Annotated in this window: 12 protein-coding genes; 7 read left to right on the forward strand and 5 right to left on the reverse strand. The window is 64.4% G+C overall.

Annotated features, from left to right (window positions below; genetic code table 11):
- Window positions 1–247 precede the first annotated feature (247 nt).
- Window positions 248–1,024, forward strand: coding sequence for a DeoR/GlpR family DNA-binding transcription regulator (locus tag RQ479_RS18600; protein WP_376702139.1), 777 nt, complete (start codon window positions 248–250; stop codon window positions 1,022–1,024).
- Here RQ479_RS18600 and RQ479_RS18605 read toward each other — a convergent pair.
- Together RQ479_RS18605 and RQ479_RS18610 are read right to left on the reverse strand one after the other, a co-directional pair.
- Window positions 1,021–1,917, reverse strand: coding sequence for an NAD(P)/FAD-dependent oxidoreductase (locus RQ479_RS18605; RefSeq protein WP_376702140.1), 897 nt, complete (start codon window positions 1,915–1,917; stop codon window positions 1,021–1,023). The genes RQ479_RS18600 and RQ479_RS18605 overlap by 4 nt on opposite strands.
- Window positions 1,907–2,356 (reverse strand): RrF2 family transcriptional regulator, encoded by a 450-nt coding sequence (locus tag RQ479_RS18610; RefSeq protein ID WP_376702141.1) that lies wholly within the window; start codon window positions 2,354–2,356, stop codon window positions 1,907–1,909. Before RQ479_RS18610 ends, RQ479_RS18605 begins: the two co-directional genes overlap by 11 nt.
- 89 nt (window positions 2,357–2,445) lie before the next feature.
- On the opposite strand from RQ479_RS18610, the gene RQ479_RS18615 reads away from it, so the two are divergent.
- The 6 genes from RQ479_RS18615 (at window position 2,446) to RQ479_RS18640 (ending at window position 9,139) form a co-directional block, all read left to right on the forward strand.
- A complete protein-coding gene (locus RQ479_RS18615) occupies window positions 2,446–3,372 on the forward strand; it encodes a LysR substrate-binding domain-containing protein (RefSeq protein WP_023717947.1) in 927 nt (308 codons plus the stop codon).
- Between the two features lie 200 nt (window positions 3,373–3,572).
- Entirely contained in the window at window positions 3,573–4,727 is a 1,155-nt protein-coding gene (locus tag RQ479_RS18620) for an ABC transporter substrate-binding protein (RefSeq protein WP_376702142.1), read from the forward strand.
- A 189-nt stretch (window positions 4,728–4,916) separates the two neighbouring features.
- Window positions 4,917–5,915, forward strand: coding sequence for an ABC transporter ATP-binding protein (locus tag RQ479_RS18625; RefSeq protein ID WP_376702143.1), 999 nt, complete (start codon window positions 4,917–4,919; stop codon window positions 5,913–5,915).
- Window positions 5,916–5,929: 14 nt separating this feature from the next.
- Window positions 5,930–6,880, forward strand: a complete 951-nt coding sequence (locus RQ479_RS18630) for an ABC transporter permease (RefSeq protein WP_376705971.1) — start codon at window positions 5,930–5,932, stop codon at window positions 6,878–6,880.
- The gene (locus RQ479_RS18635) at window positions 6,870–7,685 is read left to right on the forward strand and encodes an ABC transporter permease (RefSeq protein WP_352479858.1); all 816 of its coding nucleotides are present in this window, start codon (window positions 6,870–6,872) and stop codon (window positions 7,683–7,685) included. The genes RQ479_RS18630 and RQ479_RS18635 overlap by 11 nt, the downstream gene beginning before the upstream one ends.
- A gap of 26 nt (window positions 7,686–7,711) precedes the next feature.
- Window positions 7,712–9,139, forward strand: coding sequence for a gamma-aminobutyraldehyde dehydrogenase (locus RQ479_RS18640; RefSeq protein WP_376702144.1), 1,428 nt, complete (start codon window positions 7,712–7,714; stop codon window positions 9,137–9,139).
- A gap of 21 nt (window positions 9,140–9,160) precedes the next feature.
- Here RQ479_RS18640 and nhaA read toward each other — a convergent pair whose 3' ends face one another.
- The 3 genes from nhaA to RQ479_RS18655 all read right to left on the reverse strand — a co-directional run bounded on the left by nhaA (window position 9,161) and on the right by RQ479_RS18655 (window position 12,398).
- Window positions 9,161–10,354 carry a Na+/H+ antiporter NhaA gene (nhaA, locus tag RQ479_RS18645; RefSeq protein ID WP_376702145.1) on the reverse strand — a complete coding sequence of 398 codons (1,194 nt, stop codon included), beginning with the start codon at window positions 10,352–10,354 and terminating at the stop codon, window positions 9,161–9,163.
- A 91-nt stretch (window positions 10,355–10,445) separates the two neighbouring features.
- Window positions 10,446–11,009 carry an ActR/PrrA/RegA family redox response regulator transcription factor gene (locus RQ479_RS18650; protein ID WP_023676342.1) on the reverse strand — a complete coding sequence of 188 codons (564 nt, stop codon included), beginning with the start codon at window positions 11,007–11,009 and terminating at the stop codon, window positions 10,446–10,448.
- Between the two features lie 63 nt (window positions 11,010–11,072).
- Window positions 11,073–12,398, reverse strand: a complete 1,326-nt coding sequence (locus RQ479_RS18655; protein ID WP_376702146.1) for an ActS/PrrB/RegB family redox-sensitive histidine kinase — start codon at window positions 12,396–12,398, stop codon at window positions 11,073–11,075.
- Between the last annotated feature and the right edge of the window lie 39 nt (window positions 12,399–12,437).

Here is a 12,437-nt window from a genome sequence, read left to right on the forward strand (position 1 = left end):
AATTTCGGCACCCTTGTACCCGACAGTTTCCCGGGCGTTCGGGCAGGCGATTTTTCGTGCGGCTCAGCCCCGTCCTCCGTTCCGAGCCTGTCACAGCGATAATGTCGCGCCACGCTGGAGACGTTGTCAACGCGAAATTGTGGTGTTTTCTGGTTTTTCGCCCGAATTTTGCTAAATTCCTTGGAGTTAGTGGCATTTATGCCGTAGAAACGGTCAGCAGTGCAACAATCCGACCGGATGGAAACCGATGGTCCACTCGAAGCGGCATGGCGAAATCCTGCGCCTCCTCAAGGAGGAAGGCACTGTCACCATTGCCAGCCTGGCCGACCGGCTGGGCGTCTCGCTGGAGACGGTACGCCGCGACGTCAAGCCACTGACCAACGACGGTTCCATCCTCAAGATGCACGGCGCCGTCGGCCTGCCGTCGATTGCCGGCGAAGCGCCGTTCGAGCGGCGCATGCGCGAGAACGCCGACGCCAAGCGGGCAATAGCGCGCATGGTCGCCGCCACCATCCGCGACGGCGAATCGATCATGCTCGACACCGGCACCACCACCTCTTTCCTGGCGCGGGAACTGCTCGGCCACCGGCGGCTGACGGTCGTCACCAACTCCTCCGACATCGCCCGCACGCTGGCCACCGTCAACGGCAACAAGGTCTATATGGCCGGCGGCGAGCTGCGCAGCGATTCCGGTGCTGCCTTTGGCGTCTCGGCCATCGAATTTGTCAGCCGCTTTTCCGTCAGCCATGCGGTGATATCGACCGGTGCGGTCGATGCCGTCACCGGCGTCATGGACTATGACTTGGAAGAGGCCGAGTTCGCCCGCATGGTGCTGTCGCGCGGCCAGCGTTCGCTTGTCGTCACCGACCACAGCAAATTCGGCCGCCAGGGCCTGGTTCAGGTCTGCGGCTTCGACGGCTTTTCCGAACTCGCCACCGAGCGGCCGCCGCCGCGCGACATTGCCGCGGCGCTTGCCCAGGCGGGCGCGCGGCTCAGCATTGCCGGCGGCGAAAGCGGGTTCTAGTCGAAGACCAGCGATTGGTGGGCGCATATGCCCGCGAAGGCGCCACCTGATACGGCGAAGGCGATGTTGTGCATCGATCGTGCTGCATCTCCGGCGGCATAGACGCCGGGCACGGTCGTCTGCTGCCGGTCGTCGACGGTGATCACCGGACCGAGAAAGCCTTCCGTGAAGGTGCAGCCGAGCTGCTCGGCCAGCGGGCTCGCCATGGTGTTGCGCGGTGCTGTGAACAGCGCCCTGACGCCGGCTTTGCGGCCGTCTTCGAGACTGACGACCAGCCCGCCCGCACCATCTTTTTCCAGCTCCGCCACGCCGGCCGGTTCGAACCGCACGTTTCGCCTTTCCAGCGCAAGCATCTGTTCCGCGTCGGGTTCGAACATGCCGTTTGCGAACAGCGTGACGTCGCCCCAGTCGGCGATCAATTGCGCCTGATGCACCGCCATCGGGCCGGTTGCGAGTACGCCAAGCGGTCCGCCGTCCACCTCATAGCCATGGCAATAAGGACAATGCAGCACGCTCTTTCCCCAATGCTCGGCAAGCCCGGGGACATCCGGCAGGATATCGCGCACGCCGGTGGCAAGCACCAGCCGCGCGGCACCGAATGCCTCGCCGCGATCCGTCGTGACCTCGAAGCCGGAACCGGCGGCAGCGGCCTTGTCCGCCAACCCGGCGATGACCTTGGCTGTCGGATAGGCCAGCACTTGCTGCCTTGCGTCGTCCAGGGTTGCGCCGGGCGCGCGCCCGTCCTGCCCGAGGAAGCCGTGCGAGTGTTCGGCAAAACGATTGCGCGGCTGGCCTGCGTCGATCACCAGGACGTTGCGCCGGGCTCGTGCCACCTGGATGGCAGCCGACAGGCCGGCAAAGCTGCCGCCCACAACAATCAGATCATACTGCATGGCTGGTCACTCCAATCAGCTCGTAACGGCGGTGGAAATCGGCGGCGAGGTCGGCAAGCGTGATGCGGCTGAGTTTTTCCGCCAGCAGCTTCTCGGCCTCAACGCGAAAATCATCGAGCGCCGCTATCACCGCTTGTTCGACAAGGCAGCCGGGGCTCTCCGGCTCGGTGCCGAACGGCAGCAGCGGTTCGCCGAGCGCGTCGCTGATCTCGGCCAGCGAGATTTGCTCGGGCGCACGGCCAAGTTGCCAGCCGCCGCCATGCCCGCGCGAAGAGGTGACGATGCCAGCTTTACGCAAGCCGGCGACGGTCCGGCGGACGACGACCGGGTTCGTGTGGATGAATGTGGCGAGTTGCTCGGAGGTCAGCGCGTGCTCCTGCGTTTCGGCCATGTGGACGAGAATGTGCAGGGTCGACGAGAGTCTGCTGTTTCGTTTCATGTAACTTATTTAGTTACGAGTCTTTCGGCCGTCAAGTGTTGTCGGTCGCCCCACTTCCCAGCGCCGCTTCCGCCGTGTTTAGTCCGGCCATGGCCTTTACCATCCGCCAATTGCAGTTCTTCATCGCCGTCGCCGAGCAAGGCACGGTGTCGGGCGCCGCCCAGAACCTGTCGATCTCGCAATCCTCGGTCACCGAGGCGATCAAGGAGTTGGAGCACGATCTCGGCGTCGAGTTGTTCGAGCGCCACCCGCGCGGCTTGAACATCACCCACAAAGGCCACCAGTTCCTGCGCCATGCGAGGAAGATCCTGGCCGACGTTTCCGATGCGCGACGCGCCTTCTTCGGCGAACAGATCGCGGCAAGCGGGCGGCTGCAACTTGGCGTCACCTCGCTGGTCGCCGGCTATGTGCTGTCCGATCTTCTTGCCCGCTACCGCCGCGCCTATCCGGGTGTCGAGGTCTCGGCGATCGAGGACAATGGCGATTATCTCGAGCACCTGTTGATCGGCGGCAAGCTCGACATTGCCGTCATGGTCACCTCGAACCTGCGCGACCGCACCGCGCTGCAGTCCGAAATCCTCGAAGTCTCGGCCTACCGGCTGTGGCTGCCGCTCGGCCATCCCTTGGCCGGCGCCGACATTATCGGCATCGGTGACATCGCCTCGGAACCGTTGATCATGCTGACCGTCGACGAGATCGAGGAGAACACCGGAAAGCTGCTGACGGCGATCGGCGCCAAGCCGCATGTCGCCTTCCGCACCCGCTCGGTCGAAGCGGTGCGCAGCCTCGTCGCCACCGGCGCCGGCGTGGCGCTACTGCCCGACCTCGTCTACCGGCCATGGTCGCTGGAAGGCGATCGCATCGAATCGCGCGATATTTCGGGGTCGTTGCCGGTCGTCCAGGTCGGCATGGTCTGGCGGCGCGGCTCCGGTCTGCCGCAGGCGGCGCGCGACTTCATCGGGCTTGCCCAGTCGCAGCGCATGGTGCGCCAACGGCCCGAGAAGATCGGCCGCTGATGTATCGGAAAAACCGATATCGGCTTTCTGATAAATGAATTTGCGAAACCGGAAATTTCGCAGCACTTTTCGGTCAGGGAACAAAGCTGCCGCCGGAGCACGGCCCTTCAGAGCCGCGCATCTAACGTTTTTAAACGGTCGCATGACCTTTTCCGAAAGCCGAAACCGGTTTCAGGGTCATGCAAAATGGGAGATCGACGATGAATTCATTGCTGAAATCATGCACTGCCTTGACGGTCGCGCTGACCTTCTCCGGCCAGGCCATCGCCCAGGTCAAGGAGCTCGGCAAGGGCGAAGGCGAGGTCAATATCGTCGCCTGGCCGGGCTATATCGAGCGCGGCGAAACCGACAAGGGCTACGACTGGGTCACTTCGTTCGAAAAGGAAACCGGCTGCAAGGTCAACGTCAAGACCGCCAACACTTCCGACGAGATGGTCTCGTTGATGAACGAAGGCGGTTTCGACCTTGTCACCGCCTCAGGGGACGCCTCGCTGCGCCTCGTCGCCGGCAAGCGCGTCCAGCCGATCAACACCGACCTCATCCCGAGCTGGAAGACCGTCGACGACCGGCTGAAGGATGCGCCCTGGTTCACCGTCGGCGGTGTCCATTACGGCGTACCGTACCAATGGGGGCCGAACGTGCTGATGTACAACACCGAAGTGTTCAAGGAGGCGCCGAAGAGCTGGAGCATCGTGTTCGAGGAAATGAAGCTGCCCGACGGCAAGTCGAACAAGGGCCGCGTCCAGGCCTATGACGGGCCGATCCACATCGCCGACGCCGCCAATTACCTGATGGCTCACAAGCCGGAGCTCGGCATCAAGGATCCGTACGAACTGACCGAGGATCAGTACAAGGCCGCGCTCGACCTGCTGCGGGTCCAGCGTACACTGGTCGGACGCTATTGGCATGACGCCGCCATCCAGGTTGACGATTTCCAGAACGAAGGCGTCGTCGCCTCCGGTTCTTGGCCCTACCAGGTCAACACGCTGATCGCGGCCAAGAAGCCGGTCGCCTCGACCATCCCCGAGGAGGGCGTCACCGGCTGGGCCGACACCACGATGATGGAGGCCGATGCGGCCCACCCGAACTGCGCCTACATGTGGATGGAGCATTCGCTGTCGCCGAAAGTGCAGGGCGACGTCTCCGCCTGGTTCGGGTCGCTGCCGGTGGTGCCCGCCGCCTGCAAGGGCAACGAACTGCTCGGCGAAGAGGGCTGCAAGACCAACGGCTACGACAATTTCGACAAGATCAAGTTCTGGAAGACGCCGGTGTCGAAATGCGCCACCCAGAACGACCAGTGCGTGCCCTATTACCGCTGGGTGTCGGACTATATCGGCGTCATCGGCGGGCGGTGAGTTCGCCTCACCTACCAAGCTCGGCGCTGCCCCTCACCCTTACCCTCTCCCCGTGAAGAACGGGGGGTCGCCAGCGTTGGAGCGCCTCCCTTCTCCCCGTCCACTATACGGGGAGAAGGTGCCGGCAGGCGGATGAGGGGCGGCGCAACCGTCTGAAATTTGATGAGCCTGACAGATCAGGACAGCCCCATGACCTCCGCCGTTTCCTTCCAAAACGTCTCCCGCCATTTCGGCACCGTGCGTGCCGTCGACGCGGTCGATCTCGACATCGTGCCGGGCGAGTTCTTCGCCATGCTCGGGCCTTCCGGCTCGGGCAAGACGACGTGCCTGCGCCTCATCGCCGGCTTCGAGCAGCCGACGGCTGGGTCGATCTCGATCTTCGGCGAACGCGCCGAGGGCGTGCCGCCCTATCGCCGCAACGTCAACACCGTGTTCCAGGATTATGCGCTGTTCCCGCATCTCAACGTGCTCGACAACGTCGCCTATGGGCTGATGGTCAAGGGCATCGGCAGACCGGAGCGGCAAAAGGCGGCGGAAGAGGCGCTTGCGCTGGTGCGGCTTCCCGGCTACGGCGCGCGTCGCCCTGGCCAACTTTCCGGCGGCCAGCGCCAGCGCGTCGCGCTCGCCCGTGCGCTGGTCAACCAGCCCAAGGTGCTGTTGCTCGACGAGCCGCTCGGCGCGCTCGACCTCAAGCTGCGCGAAAACATGCAGGAGGAGTTGAAATCGCTGCAGAAGGCGCTCGGCATCACCTTCGTGTTCGTCACCCACGACCAGGGCGAAGCGCTGTCGATGGCCGACCGCGTCGCCGTCTTCAATGACGGCAAGATCATGCAGATCGGCACGCCGGAAGACATCTACCAGCGCCCCAAGACCCGCTTCGTCGCCGATTTCGTCGGCTCGTCCAACGTGCTGCCGCCGGATTTCGTCCAGCGCTATGCCGGCCAGCATCGCTGGGGCAGCCTGCGGCCCGAATCCATCCGCATCGGTCGTGCCGCCAAAGGCGACGGCGTTGCCGCTCGTCTTGTCTCGACCAACTATCTCGGCGCCACGACAAGACTGGCGCTCGATGCAGAGGGCTTGCGGCTACATGCCATCGTGCCGGCGGGTGCTGCCTTGCCCCGGGAAGGCGAGGCGGTGGTGCTCACCTTCAACCGCGAGCATTTGCATTTGATGGACGAGCTGGGATGAGCCTTGACGCTGCCATGCCGCGGGCCACGGCCCCCGCCATCCTGCCGGGCAGCGGCGGCGTACGCGGCGCGCTCTCCGACCTCTTCTGGCGCCGGCCGCAACTGCTGCTTCTGCTCATGCTGCTGCCGCCGGTTCTGTGGCTCGGCATCGTCTATATCGGCTCGCTGGTCGCACTGCTCCTGCAGAGCTTCTTTTCGATCGACGAGTTCTCCGGCCTGATCAACCGCGAGTTCACGCTGAAGACTTACGGCGACCTGCTGCAGGCCGCCAATCTCGACATCATCCTGCGCACGGTGACGATGGCGGCGCTGGTGACGCTCGCGTCGGCGGTCATCGCCTTTCCCATCGCCTATTACGCGGCGCGCTATGCGCGTGGCCGTTGGAAAGCGTTGTTTTATCTCGGCGTCATGCTGCCGCTGTGGTCGAGCTACCTGGTCAAGATCTATGCCTGGAAGCTGATCCTCGCCAAGGAAGGCATCCTGACGTGGCTGCTGGCCAAATTGCATCTTCTGTGGCTGCTTGATGCCTGGCTATCGCTGCCGGTCGTCGGCGGCAACTCGCTGTCGGTCTCCTCAACCGGCACCTTCATCGTCTTCGTCTATGTCTGGCTGCCCTTCATGATCTTGCCGGTGCAGGCCGCCCTCGAGCGCGTGCCGGGCAATTTGGTCGAAGCCTCGTCCGATCTCGGCGCCTCGCCCCGCCAGACCTTCCGCAACGTGCTGTTCCCGCTGGCGCTGCCTGGCATCGTCGCCGGCTCGATCTTCACCTTCTCGCTGACGCTCGGCGACTACATCATCCCGCAGATCATCGGCACGTCGCGGCTGTTCATCGGCCAGGCCGTCTATTCGCAGCAAGGCACTGCCGGCAACATCCCGCTCGCCGCCGCCTTTACCGTGGTGCCGATTGTCATCATGGGCTTCTATCTCTGGGGCGCCAAGCGCATGGGGGCTTTCGATGCGCTCTGACCGTGGCCCATCCGCGCCGATCGGCCTGAAGCTCGCTGCCACCGGCGGCCTGCTCTTCCTGCACCTGCCGATCCTGCTGATCTTCGTCTATGCCTTCACCACCGAGGAGAAGAGCTTCGTCTGGCCGCCGCCGGGCCTGACCACGCAATGGTTCGCCGTCACCTGGAACCGGCCTGACGTCTGGCAGGCGCTGTCGTTGTCGGTGCGCGTCGCGGCGATCTCGACCGCCATCGCGCTCGTCCTCGGCACGCTGTGCGCCGCGGCCGTGTCCCGCACAAAATTCTTCGGCCGCGAAACCATCTCGCTGCTGGTCATCCTGCCGATCGCGCTGCCCGGCATCATCACCGGCATCGCGCTGCGCTCGGCCTTCGCGCTGGCCGAAATCCCGTTCTCGTTCTGGACGATCGTGCTCGGCCACGCCACCTTCTGCGTGGTCGTCGTCTACAACAATGCCGTCGCCCGTTTCCGCCGCACGTCCGGCTCGATGATCGAGGCGTCGATGGATCTCGGCGCCGATGGTTTCCAGACCTTTCGGCATGTCGTGCTGCCCAACATCGCAACCGCGCTGCTGGCCGGCGGCATGCTGGCCTTTGCGCTGTCCTTCGACGAGGTCATCGTCACCACCTTCACCGCCGGCCAGCAGCAGACGGTGCCGATCTGGATGCTCGAAGAGTTGATCCGTCCGCGCCAGCGTCCGGTCACCAATGTCGTGGCGATGGTCGTGGTGCTGGTGACGCTGCTTCCCATCCTCGCTGCCTATTACCTGACCCGCGACGGCGACCAGATCGCCGGTTCGGGCAAATGACTTCAGTTCATAAGGGAGAGATTTCCATGGACACGCAGATGCTGATCGGCTCGAGATTCGAGAAAGGCGCCGAGACCGAGGAACCGATCCTCAACCCGAAGACCGGGGCGACCATCCTCAATCTGCCCGAGGCCAGCCCGGCGCAGATCGAGGCGGCAGTGCTTGCCGCCGAAAAAGCCTTCGTCACCTGGTCCCGCACAACACCGGCGCAGCGCGCCGGCTATCTCCTGAAGATCGCCGATCGCATCGAGGCTGCTGCACAGGATTTCGCGGCGCTCGAGGCGCTGAACTGTGGCAAGCCGATCAATGCCGTGCTCAATGACGAGATCCCGGCGATCGTCGACTGCTACCGCTTCTTTGCCGGCGCGGTCCGCTCGATGCCTGGACAGGTCGCCGGCGAATACATTCCCGGTCATACCTCGATGGTCCGCCGCGACGCCATCGGCGTCGTGGCGTCGATTGCGCCGTGGAATTATCCGCTGATGATGATGGCCTGGAAGCTGGCGCCGGCGATTGCCGGCGGCAACACCGTCGTCTTCAAGCCGTCGGAGCAGACGCCGCTGACTGCGCTGAAGCTGGCAAAAATCCTTTCCGAGATCCTGCCGGAAGGCGTCGTCAACGTCGTGCTCGGCCGCGGCGACAGCGTCGGCAACACGCTGATCAACCATCCGAAGGTCAACATGATCTCGATCACCGGCGACGTCGCCACCGGCAAGAAGGTGCTGCAGGCCGCCGCCAAATCGGTCAAGCGCACGCATCTCGAGCTCGGCGGCAAGGCGCCGGTCATCGTCTTCGATGACGCCGATCTCGGTGCGGTGGTCAACGGCCTGCGCGCCTTCGGCTATTACAATGCCGGCCAGGACTGCACCGCCGCCTGCCGCATCTATGCCGGCAAGAAGATCTACGACAAGCTCGTCGCCGACCTCTCCGCTGCGGTCTCGACCATCAAGTATGATCGCCCCGACGATACCGAGAACGAAATCGGGCCGCTGATCTCGCGCCGCCAGCGCGACCGCGTCTCGAGCTTCGTCGAGCGCGCCTCCGAGCTCAAGCACATCGAGATCACCACGGGCGGCAAGCCTGGCGAGGGCTCCGGCTTCTTCTACCAGCCGACTGTCGTCGCCGGCGCCCTTCAGGAAGACGAGATCGTGCGCCGCGAAGTGTTCGGCCCGGTGGTCTCGGTCACCCGTTTTTCCGAAGTCGACGAAGCGGTGAACTGGGCCAATGATTCTGACTATGGCCTGGCATCGTCGGTGTGGACCACGGACGTTTCGCGCGCCATGGCGACGGCCGCCCGCCTGCAATATGGCTGCACCTGGATCAACACCCATTTCATGCTGACCAACGAGATGCCGCATGGCGGACTGAAACAATCCGGCTACGGCAAGGACATGTCGCTCTACGCGCTGGAGGACTACACCGCCGTCCGCCACGTCATGGTTGCGCACGGGTAGCGCCCCGCGAGGAGACGGGGCCTATTCTTCCGCCTCCTCCGCCTCGCCTGCGGCCGGCGCCACGAGCAGCACAGCGGCGCCGAGGAGCGCGGCAATAAAGGAGCCGGCGAGGATGCCGACCTTGACCGCGTCCTGCAGAGCGACGTCGCTGGCGAAGGCGAGCAGGCCGATGAACAGGCTCATGGTGAAACCGATGCCGCAGAGCAGCGAAATGCCGATCATGTGCAGCCACCCGGCATTGATCGGCAGATCGGCGAAGCCAAGCCGGATGGCGAGTGCGGAAGACCCGAACACGCCGACCAGCTTGCCGGCGACGAGACCGGCGGCGACGCCGAGCGTCAGCGGCTCGGCCAGGGCGGCAGCGCTGAGACCGCCGAGCGAGACGCCGGCATTGGCAAAGCCGAAAATCGGGATGACGAAGAAGGCGACGACTTTGTGCAGGCCGTGTTCGAGCCGGTGCAGCGGCGAATGGTCGAGATCATGGCCGCTGCCGGGCGAGATTTTCAGCGGTATGGCGAGGGCCAGCGCGACGCCGGCGAGCGTCGCATGGACGCCCGATTTGAGCACCAAAACCCACAGAACGATGCCGAGCAAGATGTACGGCAGCAGCGTCAGCACCCGCATGCGGTTGAGCACCACCAGCAGCGCGATGACGGCAAAGGCGGCGCCGAGATAGGCGAGCGACAGGCCGCTGGTATAAAACACCGCGATGATGAGCACGGCGCCGAGATCGTCGATGATGGCGAGCGCGGTGAGGAATATCTTCAGCGAGCCCGGCACGCGGCTGCCGAGCAGCGACAGCACGCCGAGCGCAAAGGCGATGTCAGTGGCGGTCGGAATCGCCCAGCCGGACAGAGCGGCTGGATTGTTGCGGTTGACGGCCACATAGACCAGTGCCGGTACTGCCATGCCGCCGGCGGCGGCGATGCCGGGCAGCACGCGGCGCGGCCAGGTCGAGAGCTGGCCGTCGAGCATCTCGCGCTTGATCTCGAGGCCGACCAGCAGGAAGAACACTGCCATCAGGCCGTCATTGATCCAGTGCGAGACGCTGAGCGGTCCGAGATAGGCATGGAGGGCGGAGAAATAAGCCTCGCCCAGCGGCGAATTGGCGACGATCAGGGCAAGGGCCGCCGCAGCCATGAGGATGAGGCCACCGGCCGCCTCGCTGTCGAGGAATTCGCGCAGCATGGAGACCAGCCGCTTTTCGTCCTGCATGTCGCCTCCGTCGTATCAGCGGCAAGGTCCGACACCGCCAAGCGATGATGCGCAAACAGTGCTGGCCGGGCAAGCCTGTAGTCAGAGCCTTTTAGCGCGGCGCCCGCTTGGCGAGGATGCGCTGCAGTGTGCGGCGATGCATGTTCAGGCGGCGTGCGGTTTCCGAGACGTTGCGGTCGCACATTTCGTAGACGCGCTGGATGTGCTCCCAGCGTACCCGGTCGGCCGACATCGGATTTTCGGGCGGCGCCGCGCGTTCGCCCGCCGTGCGGGTCAGGGCTGCAAAGATATCGTCGGCGTCGGCCGGCTTCGACAGATAGTCGATGGCGCCGAGCTTCACCGCCGTCACCGCAGTGGCGATGTTGCCGTAGCCGGTGAGGATGATGGCGCGGGCATCGTCGCGCTTCTCGCGGATCGCGGCGACGACGTCGAGGCCGTTGCCGTCGGCCAGCCGCATGTCGACCACCGCATAGGCCGGCGGATTGGCGCGCGCCTTTGCAACCGCTTCCTCGACGCTCTCGGCCGTCTCGACCACGAAACCCCTGGTTTCCATGGCGCGGGCAAGCCGCGTCAGGAACGGCTTGTCGTCGTCGACGATCAGCAGCGAGGTGTCCTCGCCTTCGACCATTGCGCCAATCGTTTCGTCAGTACTCATCGTGCTGAAAATCCTGCTGCCTGATTTTTACGCAAATATAGTTTCGCAACGCTATTGTCCAATTTAGGCCGTGTCGAACATGGTGGCCGAAGCCTGCTCGGGATTGAGGAAGACGCTGCGCGGCCACGATATCTGCACGATGGCGCCCTCGCCGGGCTCGCTTGAATTGCGGAAATCGAGCGTCGCGCCGGAGCGTTCGAGCAAGGTCTTGGCGATGAATAGACCCAGGCCGAGGCCGCCGCCGGCTTCGGTGCCCTGGCGCGTCGACATATAAGGTTCGCCGATGCGGTCGATGATCTCCGGCGGAAAGCCCGGCCCGTCGTCGATGATCGAGAAGCTGACGGCGGCCTCGTTCCAGTTCCAGCGCACTGTCACGCTTTTGCGGGCGAAGTCGACGGCGTTCTCGACCAGATTGCCGAGGCCGTAGATGACGCCGGGATTGCGCCGGCCCACGGGTTCCGGGCCGATGCGCTCGCCCGGCCGAAGCTTGATCGAAATGCCGAAATCGCGGTGCGGCGCCGTCACCTCCTCGACCAGCGAGGTCAGTGGCAGACGCGAGAGGTGCACCTCGCTCTCGGAGGAAAGGCTGGTCAGGCGCTTCAGGATTTCGCGGCAGCGCTCGCTCTGCGAACGCAGCAGCTTCACGTCCTCGCCGTATTTCGGATCTTCGCCAAGCGCCTTCTCCATCTCCTTGGCGACAAGCGTGATGGTGGCGAGCGGCGTGCCGAGCTCGTGCGCGGCGGCCGCGGCGAGGCCGTCGAGGGCCGAGAGATGCTGCTCTCGCTGCAGCACCAGTTCGGTGGCGGCAAGCGCGTTGGCAAGCAGCCGCGCCTCCTCGGCCACCCGGAAGGCATAGATCGCGGTAAAGGCGATGGAGCAGAACACCGCCATCCATATGCCGGCCACATAGACGAACGGCATCGCCAATGGCGCGCCCTCATGCCAGGGCAGCGGCAGGTGGTAAAAGACCAGCAGCGTCGCCGCCACGATCACCAGCGCGCCGAGCATGGCGGTCAGCCGCAGCGGCAGCGACGTCGCCGAGACGACGACGGGCACGGTCATCAGCAGCGAAAACGGATTGGTGAGGCCGCCGGTCATGTAGAGCAGGCCGGCAAGCTGCAGGCTGTCGAAGGTCAGGATGGCAAAGGCCGAGAACGGGGTAAGCCGATGCGCCGCCGGATAGCGGAAGGTCAGCAAAAGGTTCATCCAGGCCGAACAGGCGATCAGCGCAAAACACATGCTGACCGGCAGCGGAAATTTCAGCCCGTAAGCGACGACAAGCACGGTCAGGCTCTGGCCGACGATGGCAAGCCAGCGCAACCTGATCAGCGTGTTGAGGCGCAGCCGCTGGCTTTGCTGGAAGTCGGGTGCGTGCAGGATGTTTATCATGACCAATGATTATAGAGGGGAAACATCCGGAGGTCTTTT

The sequence above is a fragment of the Mesorhizobium sp. ISC25 genome, assembly GCF_042295465.1.
Taxonomy (GTDB): domain Bacteria; phylum Pseudomonadota; class Alphaproteobacteria; order Rhizobiales; family Rhizobiaceae; genus Mesorhizobium.

What these genes read in the sequence shown, in the direction of transcription:
- RQ479_RS18600 (WP_376702139.1), top strand. Translation starts at nt 248, where the DNA reads ATGGTCCACTCGAAGCGGCATGGCGAAATCCTGCGCCTCCTCAAGGAG.
- RQ479_RS18605 (WP_376702140.1), bottom strand. Translation starts at nt 1,917, where the DNA reads ATGCAGTATGATCTGATTGTTGTGGGCGGCAGCTTTGCCGGCCTGTCG.
- RQ479_RS18610 (WP_376702141.1), bottom strand. Translation starts at nt 2,356, where the DNA reads ATGAAACGAAACAGCAGACTCTCGTCGACCCTGCACATTCTCGTCCAC.
- RQ479_RS18615 (WP_023717947.1), top strand. Translation starts at nt 2,446, where the DNA reads ATGGCCTTTACCATCCGCCAATTGCAGTTCTTCATCGCCGTCGCCGAG.
- RQ479_RS18620 (WP_376702142.1), top strand. Translation starts at nt 3,573, where the DNA reads ATGAATTCATTGCTGAAATCATGCACTGCCTTGACGGTCGCGCTGACC.
- RQ479_RS18625 (WP_376702143.1), top strand. Translation starts at nt 4,917, where the DNA reads ATGACCTCCGCCGTTTCCTTCCAAAACGTCTCCCGCCATTTCGGCACC.
- RQ479_RS18630 (WP_376705971.1), top strand. Translation starts at nt 5,930, where the DNA reads ATGCCGCGGGCCACGGCCCCCGCCATCCTGCCGGGCAGCGGCGGCGTA.
- RQ479_RS18635 (WP_352479858.1), top strand. Translation starts at nt 6,870, where the DNA reads ATGCGCTCTGACCGTGGCCCATCCGCGCCGATCGGCCTGAAGCTCGCT.
- RQ479_RS18640 (WP_376702144.1), top strand. Translation starts at nt 7,712, where the DNA reads ATGGACACGCAGATGCTGATCGGCTCGAGATTCGAGAAAGGCGCCGAG.
- nhaA (WP_376702145.1), bottom strand. Translation starts at nt 10,354, where the DNA reads ATGCAGGACGAAAAGCGGCTGGTCTCCATGCTGCGCGAATTCCTCGAC.
- RQ479_RS18650 (WP_023676342.1), bottom strand. Translation starts at nt 11,009, where the DNA reads ATGAGTACTGACGAAACGATTGGCGCAATGGTCGAAGGCGAGGACACC.
- RQ479_RS18655 (WP_376702146.1), bottom strand. Translation starts at nt 12,398, where the DNA reads ATGATAAACATCCTGCACGCACCCGACTTCCAGCAAAGCCAGCGGCTG.